Below are 18,076 nucleotides of genomic sequence, written 5' to 3'. Positions count from 1 at the left end.
GATTCTATCTACTGCTGATTAAACAGCAGTTTGGAAAATCACACCATCGGCTTTTTCAGTGTACTGATCCAGTCGGTCAAAGTTCAGATAGCGGTATGTATCTTCCGCAGTCTCGTCGACTTTATTCATAAACTGTTGGTACTCAGCTGGCGTTGGTAAGCGACCTAACAGAGAAGCAACTGCGGCTAACTCTGCGGATGCCAGATACACATTCGCCCCTGTACCTAAACGGTTAGGGAAGTTACGAGTCGATGTAGAAACGACTGTCGCACCATCAGCCACGCGTGCTTGGTTACCCATACACAGTGAACAACCTGGGACTTCGATACGCGCTCCGCTCTTACCAAATACGCTGTAATAACCTTCTTCAGTTAATTGCGCTGCATCCATCTTGGTTGGTGGCGCAACCCACAGGCGAGTTGGTAATTGACCTTTATGGGAATCCAGCAGTTTACCTGCCGCACGGAAATGACCAATGTTAGTCATGCAAGAACCAATGAATACTTCATCGATTTTTTCATTCTGAACATCAGACAGTAAGCGCGCATCATCTGGGTCATTTGGTGCACACAGAATTGGTTCCTTGATCTCATTAAGATCAATTTCAATCACTGCGGCATATTCTGCATCGGCATCGCCTTCAAGTAACTCAGGGTTCGCTAACCAGTTTTCCATACCTTTGATACGACGCTCAATGGTACGACGGTCGCCGTAACCTTCTGCGATCATCCATTTCAATAGGACGATGTTAGATTGCAGGTATTCGATGATTGGCGCTTTGTCCAGTTTGATAGTACAGCCCGCTGCAGAACGCTCGGCTGATGCATCCGCTAATTCAAATGCTTGCTCAACTTTCAGCTCAGGAAGGCCTTCAATTTCCAGAATACGACCAGAGAAAATGTTTTTCTTACCTTTTTTCTCAACAGTCAGTAAGCCATCTTTAATCGCATACAGTGGAATAGCATGAACAAGGTCACGTAATGTGATACCCGGCTGCATTTGTCCTTTGAAGCGAACTAATACAGATTCTGGCATATCTAGAGGCATAACACCGGTTGCTGCGGCAAAAGCCACTAAACCAGAACCTGCTGGGAATGAGATACCAATTGGGAAACGGGTATGTGAGTCACCACCAGTACCAACAGTATCTGGCAATAGCATACGGTTTAACCAAGAGTGAATGATACCGTCGCCCGGACGTAGAGAAACCCCACCACGATTCATAATAAAATCAGGCAGCGTATGGTGCGTGGTAACATCGACAGGTTTTGGATAAGCTGCCGTGTGACAGAATGACTGCATGACTAAATCTGCAGAGAATCCTAAACACGCTAAGTCTTTCAGCTCATCACGCGTCATTGGACCCGTAGTATCTTGAGAACCGACAGACGTCATTTTAGGTTCACAGTATTCGCCTGGGCGAATACCTTGGCGACCGCATGCACGACCGACCATTTTTTGTGCTAATGAGTAACCACGATTGCTTTGTGCAACAGGTTTTGCAAGACGGAACATATCCGTTGCACCTAAACCTAATGCTTCGCGTGCTTTTGTGGTTAAGCCACGACCGATAATCAGAGGAATACGACCACCAGCACGAACTTCGTCGATTAACACATCCGTTTTTAATTCGAATGTTTCTAACAATTCGTTAGTTTCGTGATTACGAACTTCACCTTTATATGGATAGATATCAATCACATCGCCCATATTCAGCTTTGATACATCCACTTCAATTGGCAGTGCACCCGCATCTTCCATTGTGTTAAAGAAGATAGGGGCAATTTTACCGCCCAGCACCACGCCGCCGCCACGTTTGTTAGGCACGAATGGAATATCATCGCCCATAAACCATAAAACAGAGTTTGTTGCTGATTTACGAGAAGAACCCGTACCGACAACGTCACCCACATAAGCCAGCGGGAAACCTTTTTTATTCAGTTCTTCGATCTGTTTAATTGGACCTACGCTACCTGCTTCATCAGGAACGATACCATCACGCGCGTTTTTCAGCATTGCTAAAGCATGCAGAGGGATATCTGGGCGCGACCATGCATCTGGTGCAGGAGATAAATCATCGGTGTTTGTTTCGCCAGTCACTTTAAATACAGTCACTGTCATTTTTTCAGCTAATTCAGGACGTTCGTTGAACCAATCGGCATTCGCCCATGATTCAATCACTTGCTTAGCATGTGCATTTCCCGCTTTCGCTTTTTCTTCGACATCGTAGAAGTTATCGAACATGAGTAAAGTATGGGAAAGTGCTTTCGCTGCGATGGCTGCCAATTTGGCATCATCAAGAGCTTCGATTAGTGCGTGAATATTGTATCCGCCCTGCATGGTACCAAGCAGTTCAATAGCTTTTTCAGGGGAGATCAGAGGGGAGGATGTTTCGCCTTTTGCGATCGCGGCTAAAAATCCAGCTTTAACGTACGCTGCTTCATCGACGCCCGGTGGAACACGGTTGGTCAGCAGGTCTAACAAGAAATCTTCTTCACCTTTGGGTGGGTTTTTCAGTAACTCGACTAGTGCAGCTACTTGTGACGCATCTAATGGCTTAGGGACAATCCCTTGAGCGGCACGCTCGGCTACGTGCTTACGGTATTCTTCTAGCACGACGTTCTCCTCGCTTCTTTGTTATTTATATACCCGGCTGTCTGCACCATCCTGAAAAAAATTATCATCCGGTGCCAGGTCAGAGGAATTTGCTCACATAATCTCAATGGCGATAAAATTATGTCCAGCTTCGGGCAATCAGCATAGCAGAATTTAAACGTAATGTTAATTCATTCACAAGAAAGTAACATTCTTCTGCTAACTTAACCCATTAACAAACTTTATAGGGCAATTTTTAAGCTTGAAACATCATAATCCATTATAAACATCCATTAAGACCCTACTTTTTATAATCCATTTCATGGCTGAAAGCACTCTAATTAGTGACTTTTTTCATCCCTTATCACAAATTATATTTAATAACTCATTTTTACTTATCTGACTAATTGATAAGGCAAATCATTGCGATTGGTTTAAAATTTTTTAACGGATTTTATGGGGTTTATTGGCGTTGGAGCAATGCAGGTTTAGGATAAGATAATTAAGGAAAATATAAATTGATATCGTTTTCTTCATTGAAATAAAAAAGACCAAAACATTTCTGCTTTGGTCTTCAATTCGCTTATTTTTTGCTAAAAAAGAAAATTATTTTTTCTTTTTCGCTTTAGCGTTTGGTAAGTCAGTAATGCTACCTTCGTAGATCTCTGCCGCCATACCAATTGATTCATACAGTGTCGGGTGAGCATGGATGGTTAATGCTAAATCTTCAGCATCACAGCCCATTTCGATTGCCAGACCGATTTCGCCCAGTAATTCACCACCGTTAACACCAACAACCGCACCACCGATAATACGGTTAGATTGCTTGTCAAAAATCAGCTTAGTCATACCTTCAGAGCAGTCAGATGCGATTGCACGACCTGATGCAGCCCATGGGAATGTTGCTGTTTCGTAGCTGATGTTTTTCTCTTTCGCTTCTTTCTCAGTTAAACCAACCCAAGCAACTTCTGGCTCAGTATAAGCGATTGATGGAATCACTTTAGGATCGAAGTAGTGTTTCAGACCAGAGATAACTTCTGCTGCAACGTGACCTTCGTGAACACCTTTGTGAGCCAGCATTGGTTGACCAACGATGTCACCGATAGCAAAGATGTGCGGTACGTTTGTACGCATTTGTTTATCAACATGGATGAAACCACGATCATCAACTTCAACGCCAGCTTTACCTGCGTCTAAGTTCTTACCGTTAGGTACGCGACCGATAGCAACTAACACAGCGTCATAACGTTGTGGTTCAGCCGGTGCTTTTTTACCTTCCATTGAAACGTAGATACCATCCTCTTTCGCTTCAACAGCAGTCACTTTAGTTTCTAACAGTAAGTTGAATTTCTTGCTGATTTGCTTAGTGAATACTTTAACCACGTCTTTATCCGCAGCTGGGATAACTTGGTCAAACATTTCAACCACATCAATTTGTGAACCCAGTGCATGGTATACAGTACCCATCTCAAGACCGATGATACCACCACCCATTACCAGTAGACGCTCTGGAACTTCTTGCAGTTCTAATGCATCTGTTGAATCCCAAATACGTGGATCTTCATGAGGAATAAATGGTAACTGAATTGGACGTGAACCCGCAGCAATGATCGCATTATCAAAGTTGATAGTGGTGCTGCCGTTTTCGCCTTCAACAACCAGTGTATTCGCACCAGTAAATTTACCCAGACCGTTAACTACGTTAACTTTACGGCCTTTCGCCATACCCGCTAAGCCGCCAGTCAATTGAGTAATCACTTTTTCTTTCCACAGACGAACTTTGGAAATGTCAGTTTTTGGCTCGCCAAATACGATACCATGTTCAGCTAATGCTTTAGCTTCTTCGATAACTTTAGCAACGTGCAGTAATGCTTTAGAAGGGATACAACCAACGTTTAAACAAACTCCACCAAGAGTTGAGTAACGTTCTACCAAAACAGTTTCTAAACCTAAGTCAGCGCAACGGAATGCCGCAGAATAACCTGCTGGGCCTGCACCAAGCACAACGACTTGGGCTTTAATTTCAGTACTCATCATGACCTCTTTTTGTTTTGTCCAGCGGGGCCGCCGAATAAACGAATTTTCCACTGGTAAAGTACACACCGCAAGCAGTTTACAGAATTGTTAACATCCTGAAAAGGCTGAATACGTGACGTAACTCCCAACCTTTCGTTGCAACAGCGAAAAACTCTGCCCCAGCCTAAATAAAACAGACCGGTCAATTGACCGGTCTTATTAGTTACATTACCAGGCGGCGAATATCGCTCATCAGTTGTCCAACTAAAGTGATGAAGCGCGCACCATCAGCACCATCAATCACACGGTGGTCAAATGACAGAGACATAGGCAGCATTAGGCGTGGAACAAACTCGCTACCATTCCAAACTGGTTTGATAGAAGAGCGAGATAGACCCATAATTGCCACTTCTGGTGCATTCACAATCGGTGCAAAACCGGTAGTTCCGATACCACCTAAGCTAGAAATAGTGAAGCAACCACCTTGCATGTCAGCGGCGGTCAGTTTGCCTGCACGTGCTTTCTTAGACACTTCACCCAGCTCACGAGATAACTCCATAATGCCTTTTTTGTTCACATCTTTGAAAACAGGAACAACTAAGCCATTTGGTGTATCTACAGCGATACCGATGTTGATATATTTTTTCAGGAACAGACGCTGTGCATCTTCTGAAATAGAGCTGTTGAAGCGTGGCATTTCTTCCAAAGCACGAGCAACTGCTTTCATCACGAAGACCAGTGGCGTGATTTTCACATCCAGTTTTTTCTTCTCAGCTTCTTTGTTCTGCTGTTTACGGAACTCTTCAACTTCAGTGGTATCCACTTCTTCCATCAGAGTTACGTGCGGGATCATGACCCAGTTACGGCTCAGGTTAGCGCCAGAAATTTTCTGGATGCGACCCAGCTCAACTTCTTCAACTTCACCAAATTTGCTGTAATCAATTTTCGGCCATGGAAGCATACCCGGTAAACCACCGCCAGCTGCTGCTGGTGCTTCTGCACGTTTAATTGCATCTTTAACGTAAGCTTGAACGTCTTCACGTAAGATACGACCTTTACGGCCTGTACCTTTCACTTTCGCTAAGTTCACGCCAAATTCGCGAGCTAAACGACGAATTACTGGTGTTGCGTGAATATACGCATCGTTCTCAACAAATTCATTTTTGCTATCAGCTGCTTTAGCTGGCGCAGAGGCTACTGGCGCGGCTGCTGGAGCTGCAACTGGTGCAGAAGCAGGAGCTGCTGTAGGTGCAGGTGCTGCACCCGCAACTTCAAAAGTCATAATCAGGGAGCCAGTTTTGACTTTATCGCCAGTCGCAATCTTAATCTCTTTAACTGTACCTGCGAATGGTGCCGGTACTTCCATTGATGCTTTGTCGCCTTCAACGGTGATTAAAGATTGTTCAGCAGTTACGGTGTCGCCAACTTTTACCATTACTTCGGTAACTTCAACTTCATCACCACCGATATCTGGTACGTTAACGTCTTTGATTGCCGCTGCTGCTGGTGCCACAGCGGATGCTGCTGGAGCAGAAACCACTGCCGCAGGCGCTGCGCCTGCAACTTCGAATACCATGATCAGCGAGCCAGTTTTCACCTTATCGCCAGTCGCAATCTTAATCTCTTTAACTGTACCTGCGAATGGTGCCGGTACTTCCATTGACGCTTTATCGCCTTCAACGGTAATCAGAGATTGTTCAGCCGTGATTGCATCACCTACTTTAACCATGATCTCAGTGACTTCAACTTCATCACCACCGATGTCTGGTACAGCAACTTCTTTCAGTGCTGCAGTAGCAGGAGCAGCTGGTGCCGCCACTGGAGCCGCAGGCGCTGCTGCTGGTGCAGATGCACCTTCTGCTGAATCAAAAATCATGATTAATTTACCAGTAGTAACTTTGTCACCCACTGCAATTTTAATCTCTTTAACCACACCCGCTTGTGGAGATGGGACTTCCATAGAAGCTTTATCACCTTCAACAGTGATGAGCGATTGCTCTGCTTCTACTTTATCACCAACTTTTACCATTACTTCGGTGACTTCAACTTCATCAGCACCGATATCTGGCACTTGGATTTCAATAGACATTGATTATTACCTCTTATGCCAAACGTGGGTTAACTTTATCTGGGTTGATGTTGTATTTTTTAATCGCTTCTTCAACGACTTTAACATCAATCTCACCACGTTTAGCCAATTCACCTAACGCTGCAACGATGACATACGTTGTATCCACTTCGAAGTGGTGACGTAGGTTCTCACGGCTATCAGAACGACCGAAACCGTCAGTACCTAATACACGGTACTCACTGGCTGGAACATAAGTACGGATTTGCTCAGCAAACAGTTTCATGTAGTCAGTCGATGCAACAGCTGGTGCATCATTCATAACTTGCGCTACATAAGGTACACGTGGCGTTGCTGATGGGTGCAGCATGTTCCAACGCTCACAGTCTTGACCATCACGCGCCAATTCAGTGAATGAGGTTACGCTGTATACGTCAGAACCAATTCCGTATTCCGCAGCCAAGATATCGGCAGCTTCACGAACGTGGCGCATCATAGAACCAGAACCTAATAACTGCACTTTACCTTTGCTGCCTTCAACTGAAGCCAGTTTATAGATACCTTTACGGATACCTTCTTCAACGCCTTCCGGCATTGCGTGCATGTGATAGTTTTCGTTCAGAGTCGTGATGTAATAGTACACGTTCTCTTGTTTCTCACCATACATACGCTCTAAACCGTCTTGCATGATAACCGCAACTTCGTAAGCGTAAGCTGGGTCATAAGAAATACAGTTAGGGATAGTCAGTGATTGAATATGGCTATGACCATCTTCGTGCTGTAAGCCTTCACCGTTTAGTGTTGTACGACCAGAAGTACCACCAATCAGGAAGCCACGAGCTTGTTGGTCACCTGCTGCCCACATTAAGTCACCAATACGTTGGAAACCAAACATAGAGTAGTAGATATAGAATGGGATCATAGGCAGGTTGTTAGTGCTGTATGATGTTGCAGCCGCTAACCATGAAGAACCTGCGCCCAGTTCGTTGATACCTTCTTGCAGGATCTGACCTTTAGAGTCTTCTTTATAGTAAGCAACTTGCTCACGATCTTGCGGTGTATATTGCTGACCTTTCGGGCTATAGATACCAATTTGACGGAATAGACCTTCCATACCGAAAGTACGTGCTTCGTCAGCGATAATTGGTACTAAACGCTCTTTGATTGAGTTGTTTTTCAACATGACATTCAGTGCGCGAACGAATGCAATTGTTGTTGAAATCTCTTTAGATTGTTCTTCCAGTAATTGACTAAAATCTGACAGAGCTGGAATTTCCAGTTTTTCATCAAATTTAGCGCGACGAGCTGGTAAGTAACCACCCAGAGCTTGGCGACGTTCGTGCAGATATTTGTATTCTTCAGAATCTTTATCGAAAGTGATTAATGGCAGTTTTTCGATTTGATCATCAGCAACTGGCACATTGAACTGATCACGGAAGTGGCGAACGCCGTCCATGTTCATTTTCTTAACTTGGTGAGCAATGTTTTTACCTTCTGCTGTTTCACCCATACCATAGCCTTTGATGGTTTGAGCTAAAATAACAGTTGGTTTGCCCTTGGTTTCTTGTGCTTTTTTAAATGCTGCATATACTTTCTTCGGATCGTGACCACCACGGTTCAGCGCCCAAATTTCGTCATCAGTCATATCTTTCACTAATGCAGCCGTTTCTGGATAACGGTTGAAGAAGTGTTCACGTACGTATGCACCATCGCGTGATTTAAATGTTTGATAGTCACCGTCAAGGGTTTCGTTCATCAATTGAACCAGTTTGCCGGTTGTATCTTTACGCAGCAGTTCATCCCAACGGTCGCCCCACATAACTTTGATAACTTGCCAGCCAGCACCACTGAAGATGCCTTCTAATTCGTTAACGATTTTACCGTTACCTGTTACTGGGCCATCAAGACGTTGCAGGTTACAGTTAATAACGAAGACTAAGTTATCTAACTTATCGCGAGTTGCGATAGTAATCGCACCTTTAGATTCTGGCTCATCCATCTCACCATCACCTAAGAACGCATAAACACGCTGTGCTGAAGTATCTTTCAGACCGCGGTTATCCAAATATTTTAAGAATTTAGCTTGGTAGATAGCATTGATTGGCCCCAGCCCCATCGATACGGTTGGGAACTGCCAGAAGTCAGGCATTAATTTAGGGTGCGGATAAGAAGACAGACCATTCCCACCAATTTCTTGACGGAAGTTATTCATCTGTTCTTCAGTTAAGCGGCCTTCTAAGAATGCACGCGCATAGATACCAGGGGAGATATGGCCTTGGAAGAAGACTAAATCACCACCGTCATTATTGTTATGAGCACGGAAGAAGTGGTTGAAGCAAACTTCATATAAAGTTGCGGAAGACTGGAATGATGCCATATGACCACCCAGTTCTAAATCCTTTTTAGATGCACGCAGAACGGTCATTACAGCGTTCCAGCGAATTGCAGAACGGATACGGCGTTCTAAATCCATGTTACCAGGGTATGCAGGTTCATCTTCAACAGCAATTGTGTTGATATAATCAGAACTACCAGATGCACCAGCGGCAATGTTAACACCGCCTTTACGTGCTTCGCTTAATACCTGTTCGATAATAAACTGTGCACGATCAACACCTTCTTCACGGATGACCGATTCAATCGCCTGTAGCCAGTCGCGAGTTTCAATCGGATCCACGTCATTTTTTAACATATCTGACATGGTGTATTCCTTATCTGTTATCTATTTTATATGGTTATGTGGAGCCTATCTTCCTGCCATTTTCTTCATGTTAATGAAAACAGCAGGAAGATAGGCCCTAATGTAGTTGCCGCTTTATCTCTAATTAAGAGTACTCACAGTAATGTAGACGCAGCAGTCAGGATCTACACTACCAATTTTAAATCTGGTCTAGCTTTGAAGCTGATCTAGATCTGGATGTTGCTGTAAGCGACGTAATGAACGCTCTCGGCGAGTTTGCTCACGGCCAATGTCCAGCAGCAAATCTTCAATAAAAGCAAGATGTCGATGAGACGCTTCTCTCGCTTTCTCCGGTTCCCTTGCGACAATAGCAGAAAAAATCTGTTCTCTATGCTCGCTTACTGCGTTGTACATCTCTTTTCGGGTATATAGGAACTCAAAATTCTGGCGGATATTTTGCTCTAACATAGGGATCATGCAGCGTAGCAAATGTAACAGCACTACATTATGAGCAGCTTCCGTTACAATCAGTTGATACTGTAATACCGCATCTGATTCCGCGTTAAGATCACCACTTTTCTGAGCTGATTTAATCAATTCATAGCTTTGGCGAATACGCTCTAAATCTTCTTCCGTACCACGTAATGCCGCATAGTAAGCAGCAATGCCTTCTAATGCATGGCGCGTTTCAAGAAGATCTAATTGAGATTCTGGGTTACCAGCAAGTAATTCGGTCAATGGGTCACTAAAACTTTGCCACATCTGTTTTTGTACAAATGTGCCACCACCTTGACGACGAGATAGAAGACCTTTGGCCTCTAAGGTTTGAATAGCTTCACGCACTGATGGTCTTGAGACATCAAATTGCTTAGCAAGTTCACGTTCAGGAGGCAGCTTTTCGCCGGGGCGTAAAGTCCCCTCGAATATGAGATGCTCAAGCCGCTGCTCGATTACATCTGATAACTTTGGTTGGCGAATTTTACCGTAAGTCATAATCTGCCATTTTTATAGTGAGTAATTATTGATTATCTAGTACCCAGTGTTAATTGGTCATACCAATTATTTTATGGCTTAATAAAGTAACAAAGTATTCACTATCTGTCCATAAAGACCTTGAGCTAAATCATAAAATCCTGCAAGTTTTAACGGTTTATTTTAAAAAAAGCATTAATTAATAACCAAGCCTTGATTAAACAACACACAAATTTAACAAAAAATATGACTTTTTATGCCAATGAAACCAAAACTGAACCGTTACAGCTTACCAATTTTAGAATAAAAAATCACAATAATTGAATAACCACCCAAAAAGTAAACATTGCGTACATTTTTACAAAAAAATGCCCTGAACATGGTTAATAATTTGTTAAATTCATAATTAACAAAAATACACTTACGCAATCAATCAAATGAAAACTTCATACCAATGGTAAAAAAGTATTCCGTAAATATTCAGTGCAATTCAATAATCATGAAAGAGTGTTCAAAATATAATCGCTATCTATATAGTCATTCATTTTTAGGGGGGAGATGTATAATCTATCCCCCTTATCTTTGTAGCCTCTCGGTCTAGCAGCCTAAATTAGCTCAGACTAGCTTTCAGGTTCAATGAATCGCATTGAGAGATCTAATGCCTGAATGTGTTTCGTCAATGCGCCTACTGAGATGAAATCAATACCTGTCAATGCAAACTCTCTAATCGTTTTATCTGTCACATTTCCTGATACTTCTAAAGCAGCCTTGCCATCCGTGAGAACAACGGCATCTTTCATCATGTCAGTCGTAAAGTTATCAAGCATAATAATATCCGCTTGAGCTTTGAGAGCTTGTAGCAGCTCTTCTAGATTTTCGACCTCTACTTCGATAGGAACATCTGGGTGTGCTTGGCGAGCAAGCGATACTGCTTGGGAAACAGAACCTGCCGAAATAATATGATTTTCTTTGATTAGATAAGCATCAGACAAACCTAATCGGTGATTATATCCGCCCCCCATGAGCACTGCATACTTTAATGCGCTCCGCAAACCAGGGATAGTTTTGCGAGTATCTAATAACTTAGTTCGAGTACCTTCAAGAAAAGCCACATACTTTGCAGTCACAGTGGAAACCGAAGATAGAGTTTGTACAAAATTCAACGCTGTTCTTTCACCAGTGAGTAGAATTTGAGAAGGTCCTCTCATCTCGCATAATACTTGGTTTGGTGAAACCTTATCGCCATCTTGAACCTTCCAATTCACCTTAACTTTATTACCGAGTTGGTAAAAAACTTCTTCTAGCCATTTTTGCCCGCAAAAAACCCCCTCTTCACGAGTAATAATTCGAGCTGTAGCTTGGGAATCTTCATTTAATAGCTGCCCTGTAACATCCCTTTTATAATCAACGATCTGACCGAGATCTTCTTTTAAAGCAACACTGACCATAAAAGGAATATCGGTAATCAATCTTGCCATTAACAGTTTGCGTCTTTCTTGTTCATCATAGCGTCGTGTAGTCATTATTTACTCCAAAATATGCACCCGTATGGATCTCAACTATGCTAATCTTTCTTAATTACGGGTACTTACAAAAAAGAAAAGAGCATACTATGGATACTGATATGAAAATACATGATGGTTGGCTAAATAATGTGACTCATATCCCTTCCCCACATCATGATGACCGCCCAGAGGACGAAGAACCTTCACTTCTCGTCATTCATAATATCAGCCTTCCACCAGGGCAGTTTGGTGGTCCATATATTAACCAACTATTTACCGGTACTTTAAATCCCGAAGAACACCCTTTTTTTGAAGAAATTAAACATCTACGTGTTTCAGCCCATTGCCTCATCCGTCGTGATGGAGAGATTATTCAATATGTTCCTTTCAACAAGCGCGCATGGCATGCAGGGCAATCTAATTATCAAGGGAGAGAAAAATGTAACGACTTTTCTATTGGTATTGAACTTGAAGGTACGGATTATCAAGCTTTCACCGAAGCTCAATATATAACGTTGGCCAAGCTCACTAAGTTACTGATAACTGAATTCCCTCAGATCAAACAGAATATTACAGGTCATAGCGATATTGCTCCCCATCGAAAAACTGACCCAGGTCCTTACTTTGATTGGCAGCACTATAAAAACGCACTCTAAGCTTTGCCAATTGATAATTTTATGAATTATCCATCTATTATCTTAGCTAATGAGGGTAACCACCCCATTAGCCTCTCTTTCTGATGTGCCTCTATTTATATCAATCTGACAAACTCATTTTTATTAGAAAAAATATTCTTGATATATTTTTGCGAGAGCGCTCGAAATAAAATGAGACAACCCACCATTTGCAAGATCACTTTACAAAGCCACTCGTAACCTGAATTTTCAATTCGTATTTTCACTAAAAATGTCTTTTATGATGGAACCTCACACTATCAGAGAGGTTTTACTTATGGATCAGAAAGGATTTTCCTTAATCGAAATAATGGTTGTTATCGCAATAATTTCAATACTCAGTGCCGTTGCTATACCGGGCTATCAAAGCTATATGCAAAAAGCAGCCATGACCGATGTACTACAAACTATCTTGCCTTATAAAAACAGCGTAGAGCTGTACAGCTTTAACCAAGGTCTTTTAGCCAAATGTAATTCAGGAAAAGAAGATATACCGAGCAATATAAAAGGAAAGTATCTAAAACAGATTGATGCAAAAGCTGGTGTCATTACCTTTGTTGGAGACAAAACCTTAACAGGCCTTACGGGTATATTGACACCTACCAGCTCAACAGCCACATCGCCATTTTCATGGAGTATCAGTTGCCAAGCTGATACTAATGCGGATCTAAAAAAACTTTGTGAAAAAACACTGAGCTTCTAATTAAGGGATTAACATGCGCACATCTAGGGAAAGCCATTATATTTTCAAAGAACTCAAAGTGCTTTGTGACAAAAACTATATTGTGATTATCGATCACAACGAAAAAAGATTATCCATAGCTACGATAGAAAAACCCAATGATAATTTATTATCCACATTACGTTTTATTGCCAGCGTACCTGTTTGTTATGAAATATGGGCTAAAGAAAAAATTGATCATTATTTCAATCGCCATACTTTAGAAATCAATGAAGATGAAAATGCTTATCCGACTAACACTATTGAACCTATCAACGTGCCATCTCCTGCCGTTGATTTTGTCGATGATTTATTAAAGATGGCGGTAAGAAAGCGAGCATCTGATATTCACCTTGAACCAACCAAGCATAGCCTAAAAATTCGCCTTAGAGTGGATGGGAAACTCTACGTTATTCCTTCACCACCACATGAAATAAGCAATGAGGTTATTGCTCGAATAAAAATATTGTCAAAAATGAATATTGCGGAAAAAAGAATCCCTCAGGATGGGCAAATGAACTGGAGCTTTGAGCGTAAAAACTTTAGCATCCGTCTTTCCAGCATGCCTACACTTCATGGTGAAAAATTAGTTCTGAGATTATTAAATACACAGCTGAAATACTCTCTCGAACAAATTGGAATGTGCCCGACTTTATTACCCCTACTAAAAAGCACATTACAAAAACCGCAAGGATTGATTCTCGTGACAGGCCCCACGGGTAGCGGTAAAACTGTCACACTTTATAGTGCACTGGAATACCTTAATCAAACATCAAGAAATATATCTACCATTGAAGACCCTATTGAGATCCCCCTTGGGGGGATCAACCAAACGCAAGTAAACGAAAAATACTCACTTACTTTTGCTTTTATTCTTCGTGCACTCCTTCGACAAGATCCTGACGTGATTATGATTGGTGAAATTAGAGACGAAGAAACGGCACAAATAGCTGCTCGAGCTGCGCAAACAGGCCACCTTGTTCTATCAACGCTCCATACTAATTGTACAGTCAGTGCCATTACACGCATGGAACAGCTAGGCGTTGACAGAAACCAACTTCAATCTTGTTTAAAAATGGTTATCGCTCAGCGCTTAGTTAGAAAACTTTGCACATACTGCAAACAAGAAACTGCACGTATTACTCCGATAAACCCAATGCAGAATATTAGCGAATACCACTCTACTGGGTGCGAACACTGTTTTTCAGGATTTATGGGGCGTACCGCAATTTATGAACACCTTGATAAAACACAACTCAACTTTCTATTAAAAGACAATGGTAAATTAACTGATAATTTTAAAAATCTATTTCAGGCAAGCCTTGAGCGAGTCGAAGCTGGCGAAACAACATTACAAGAAATTTATTCTGTTATAGGGCAAGGAGAGTAAATTAATGTTTGTATATCATTACACTTCACTTGAAAATAATTCGTATATAACTGATAGCTTAGTAGCAAAAAACAAGAAACAAGCTTTCTTAGTGATAATCAAACGAGGTCAAACACCAATATCAATAAAATTAAAATCTATATTTATATTGGATATGGAAAATTTAAACTACAGAATTCATTTTTTCCATCAGCTACATATACTATCTTCCTCAGGAATTAGTTTATTAAAATGCTTTCAATTACTTAAAATTAATTGTCATTTACCTTTTTGGAAAAACCTCATTAATCAGGCAATCGATGATCTAGAAAAAGGTATTGATTTTATTAAAAACCTAGAAAAACATCCGCATATTTTTAATAGTACAATAATTAGCTTGATTGTAATCGCCGAAAAAACAGGAAAATATGATGAAAGCTTTTTAATTATCAAAAATATGCTTGAAAATAACCAAAAAACATCAGTTTTAATAAAAAAAGCCCTACGTTATCCAATTACCCTCGTAGGGTTTTCAAGCCTATTACTTATCATTATGCTAGTTTTTGTCATCCCTCAGTTCGTTGAAATTTACGAAAGCTTTCAACAGGAATTACCCTCTATAACAAAGGTAGTCATTATAATATCGAATACTTTGATTGAGAATATTCAATGGATACTGTTAACACTGTCCTCAACCATATTTTTATTTATTAAATATAAATCCTTTGCATCCAAAAAACTGAGTCAGTTAATGCAATATTTTCCTTATATCAATAACATCATCAAAGCCAAAAATTTGAACATCTACTTTTTAACATTATCTTCAACATTAAAATCAGGACTGCCTCTCTTGGAATGCCTTGATTGCTCAACTAAAACGATAGTGCATCATAAATACAAGAAAGAATGCCATGAAATATATCACGCTATCCTTAGAGGAGCTTCATTATCTGATGCAATGAGAAATACTCAGTTTTTTCCAAAATTAGCAACTCAGTTAATTTCTTTGGCAGAGGAATCTGGCAAGCTAGAATATTTTACATTATATTTATTTAAGTATTACTCACAGCAATATAAGACTATTACAGAGCATCGCCTTAAGAACCTTGAACCTATATTGCTCTTATTTATAGCTATCATTATCTGCCTAATAATGTTTGCAATGTATTTACCAATATTTAAATTAGGCTCAGTCATCTCTGGAATGTAACTTATTTCCTAAAGAAAGTAGTTTAATTTGGATAGTAAAAATAGATTGGAATCACACATATATCCATAACATGATAACTTGACTCAATTGTATACAGACAAATTAAAACTTTCAGTGTAACCTGACTTATTTCCCGTGAACTAATGAATCATTTATGTCTTATATAGTTGCCCTCACAGGGGGGATAGGAAGTGGTAAAACAACCGTTGCCAACGAATTTGCTAAACTTGGGGTACCCCTTGTTGATGCTGATATCATCGCACGCCAAGTGGTTGAACCTAATACCCCTGCATTGATCTGCATTCAGCAGCACTTTGGTCAAAACATGTTAAACCATGATGGCACCTTAAATAGAGGTTTTTTACGATCAGTTGTTTTTTCCGAACCAAAAGAAAAAGCGTGGCTAAATGCACTGCTTCATCCTTTGATACAACAAGAAACACAGAAACAACTTCAGCAGGTTAACTATCCTTATGTTTTATGGGTAGTCCCCCTGCTTATTGAAAATAAAATTTCGCATTTAGCAGATCGTGTTCTTGTCGTAGATGTAACAAGAGAAGAGCAAATAGAGAGAACCATCAAACGCGATGATACTAACCTAGAGCATGTTATTAATATATTAAATGCTCAAGCATCTCGAGAAGAAAGGTTGTCGTATGCTGACGACATCATCACTAATCATACAAATAATACTGAGCTGCCAAATAGAGTTGCAGAACTACACAAACAATACCTAGCACTTGCAGCACAAAAAGAATAGGAATGAGCATGAGCGAAAAAATCGAAACGACTTTGGTTACTTATGAATATCCAATGAATGAAAAAATTCGTTCTTGGCTACGGCTTGAAACATTATTAATGCAAATCTATGAACAGAGCCATATAACTTCCTACTCTTCTGGAATCGCCTTTTTCCGTTCTGTTTCTGAACTGATTGAAATTTTAGATAGAGGTGAAGTTCGCTCTGATCTTATCAAAGAACTCGAAAAACAAAAAAGTAGGCTACTCAGTTGGGCCGATGCCCCAAATGTTGATAAAACATTAATCACCTCTCTTTTAAATGACCTAACGCCGAAAATAAGCAGTTTAATGTCCGCACCTCGATTTGGTCATCAGCTACGTAACGATAAAATTATTAGTATGGTTCGCCAACGCCTCAGTATTCCCGGTGGATGCTGTAGCTTTGATTTGCCCACCCTTCAACTGTGGCTAAATATTCCCCAATCAGATAGAGATAATGAAATCAAAAACTGGCTAAATAGTTTAGATCCACTGCATGATGCCTTACAAACCGTGTTATCACTAATCCGTCAAAATGGAAGTTTTGAATCTGCCGAATCTCACAATGGTTTCTTTCAAGGTAATGTCGAAGGAAAAGAGCTTTTACGTATTAGGTTATCGCCAGAGCATTTGATATACCCTCAAATTTCAGGACATAAAACGCGCTTTGCCTTACGTTTTCTTCATATCGATAGCGAGAATGGTATACTCCCAGACGTAATTCGTTTTCAGTTAGCCTGTTGTTAGTTTGAGAGTCCATGTATGAATGAAATTATTGAAGTCAATTGTCCGACTTGCCAAAAAGTCGTGACTTGGAATGAATCCAGCCCTTTCCGCCCATTTTGCAGTAAGAGATGTCAACTGATTGATTTAGGCGAGTGGGCCGCAGAAGAAAAACGCATTGAAAGCCAAGGTGATATCTCCGATAGCGATAATTGGAGTGAAACACCTGAGCACTAATTTCACTTTATCTGTGTTGATAATGAAAATAGCCAAATCGCTGCATTAGGCTATTTTCATCTTCATTACTGACGACTTGCTGTTATGCATCCTTGGTCAGCATATCAACAATCACGCGATTAGCTGGTGGAAACTCATCAGCGATTAAGCTTTGCTGCTCAATCCAACGTGATTTTTGCCCTTCTTTTCCATAGGGATCATTATCCCAGCCTGAAACCATAAAGAAGTAGAGCGTAATAAATCTATCGTCAAATTCATGATCAACTTGATGGAATAAATCACAGTCAATCACCGCAATACCCACTTCTTCTTCCAATTCTCGGATCAGTGCGTCCTTGGGGTCTTCCCCTTTTTCTAACTTCCCACCAGGAAATTCCCAAAACCCGGCCATGTGTGTGCCTTCAGGTCGCTGAGTAATAAAAATATGTTTCTGAGCATTACGAATGATCCCAGCGGCAATATGCAGATGTTTTTTTTCCATAATTTCTTCACTAAAAAGGCGGGTTTCCCCGCCTTTATTGATTAT

Annotated in this window: 14 protein-coding genes; 7 read left to right on the top strand and 7 right to left on the bottom strand. The window is 40.9% G+C overall.

Annotated features, from left to right (window positions below):
• Positions 1-18: 18 nt before the first annotated feature.
• From acnB to nadC, 6 genes are all read right to left on the bottom strand, one after another.
• A complete protein-coding gene (gene acnB, locus GKR61_RS07345) occupies positions 19-2,616 on the bottom strand; it encodes a bifunctional aconitate hydratase 2/2-methylisocitrate dehydratase (RefSeq protein ID WP_036951167.1) in 2,598 nt (865 codons plus the stop codon).
• A 585-nt stretch (positions 2,617-3,201) separates the two neighbouring features.
• The gene (lpdA, locus tag GKR61_RS07340; RefSeq protein WP_036951171.1) at positions 3,202-4,629 is read right to left on the bottom strand and encodes a dihydrolipoyl dehydrogenase; all 1,428 of its coding nucleotides are present in this window, start codon (positions 4,627-4,629) and stop codon (positions 3,202-3,204) included.
• A gap of 205 nt (positions 4,630-4,834) precedes the next feature.
• Complete coding sequence (gene aceF / locus GKR61_RS07335) at positions 4,835-6,700, bottom strand: pyruvate dehydrogenase complex dihydrolipoyllysine-residue acetyltransferase (RefSeq protein ID WP_154600043.1); 1,866 nt, start codon at positions 6,698-6,700, stop codon at positions 4,835-4,837.
• Positions 6,701-6,713: 13 nt separating this feature from the next.
• The gene (gene aceE / locus GKR61_RS07330) at positions 6,714-9,380 is read right to left on the bottom strand and encodes a pyruvate dehydrogenase (acetyl-transferring), homodimeric type (protein WP_036951175.1); all 2,667 of its coding nucleotides are present in this window, start codon (positions 9,378-9,380) and stop codon (positions 6,714-6,716) included.
• A 189-nt stretch (positions 9,381-9,569) separates the two neighbouring features.
• Positions 9,570-10,352 carry a pyruvate dehydrogenase complex transcriptional repressor PdhR gene (pdhR, locus tag GKR61_RS07325; protein WP_036951176.1) on the bottom strand — a complete coding sequence of 261 codons (783 nt, stop codon included), beginning with the start codon at positions 10,350-10,352 and terminating at the stop codon, positions 9,570-9,572.
• 599 nt (positions 10,353-10,951) lie between these two features.
• A complete protein-coding gene (nadC, locus tag GKR61_RS07320) occupies positions 10,952-11,854 on the bottom strand; it encodes a carboxylating nicotinate-nucleotide diphosphorylase (RefSeq protein ID WP_036951178.1) in 903 nt (300 codons plus the stop codon).
• A gap of 101 nt (positions 11,855-11,955) precedes the next feature.
• Between nadC and ampD the strand changes: the two genes are divergently transcribed.
• The 7 genes from ampD to yacG all read left to right on the top strand — a co-directional run bounded on the left by ampD (position 11,956) and on the right by yacG (position 17,550).
• The gene (gene ampD, locus GKR61_RS07315) at positions 11,956-12,492 is read left to right on the top strand and encodes a 1,6-anhydro-N-acetylmuramyl-L-alanine amidase AmpD (RefSeq protein WP_036951244.1); all 537 of its coding nucleotides are present in this window, start codon (positions 11,956-11,958) and stop codon (positions 12,490-12,492) included.
• 295 nt (positions 12,493-12,787) lie between these two features.
• Positions 12,788-13,213 (top strand): prepilin peptidase-dependent pilin, encoded by a 426-nt coding sequence (gene ppdD, locus GKR61_RS07310; RefSeq protein ID WP_154639695.1) that lies wholly within the window; start codon positions 12,788-12,790, stop codon positions 13,211-13,213.
• A 13-nt stretch (positions 13,214-13,226) separates the two neighbouring features.
• Positions 13,227-14,621 carry an ATPase, T2SS/T4P/T4SS family gene (locus tag GKR61_RS07305; protein ID WP_154600044.1) on the top strand — a complete coding sequence of 465 codons (1,395 nt, stop codon included), beginning with the start codon at positions 13,227-13,229 and terminating at the stop codon, positions 14,619-14,621.
• A gap of 4 nt (positions 14,622-14,625) precedes the next feature.
• On the top strand, positions 14,626-15,810 hold the full coding sequence (locus GKR61_RS07300) for a type II secretion system F family protein (protein WP_036951182.1): 1,185 nt from the start codon (positions 14,626-14,628) through the stop codon (positions 15,808-15,810).
• Positions 15,811-15,964: 154 nt separating this feature from the next.
• On the top strand, positions 15,965-16,570 hold the full coding sequence (coaE, locus tag GKR61_RS07295; protein ID WP_154639694.1) for a dephospho-CoA kinase: 606 nt from the start codon (positions 15,965-15,967) through the stop codon (positions 16,568-16,570).
• An 8-nt stretch (positions 16,571-16,578) separates the two neighbouring features.
• A complete protein-coding gene (zapD, locus tag GKR61_RS07290; RefSeq protein WP_036951246.1) occupies positions 16,579-17,337 on the top strand; it encodes a cell division protein ZapD in 759 nt (252 codons plus the stop codon).
• A 15-nt stretch (positions 17,338-17,352) separates the two neighbouring features.
• Complete coding sequence (gene yacG, locus GKR61_RS07285; RefSeq protein ID WP_036951185.1) at positions 17,353-17,550, top strand: DNA gyrase inhibitor YacG; 198 nt, start codon at positions 17,353-17,355, stop codon at positions 17,548-17,550.
• Positions 17,551-17,632: 82 nt separating this feature from the next.
• On the opposite strand, the gene mutT is transcribed toward yacG, so the two are convergent.
• Positions 17,633-18,031, bottom strand: coding sequence for an 8-oxo-dGTP diphosphatase MutT (mutT, locus tag GKR61_RS07280; protein WP_036951187.1), 399 nt, complete (start codon positions 18,029-18,031; stop codon positions 17,633-17,635).
• Positions 18,032-18,076 lie beyond the last annotated feature (45 nt).

The organism is Providencia sp. wls1916 (assembly GCF_009706585.1).
Taxonomy (GTDB): Bacteria; Pseudomonadota; Gammaproteobacteria; order Enterobacterales; family Enterobacteriaceae; genus Providencia; species Providencia lanzhouensis.
The sequence above is the reverse complement of the archived record's forward strand: the minus strand, read 5'-3'. Positions and strand labels throughout refer to the sequence as shown.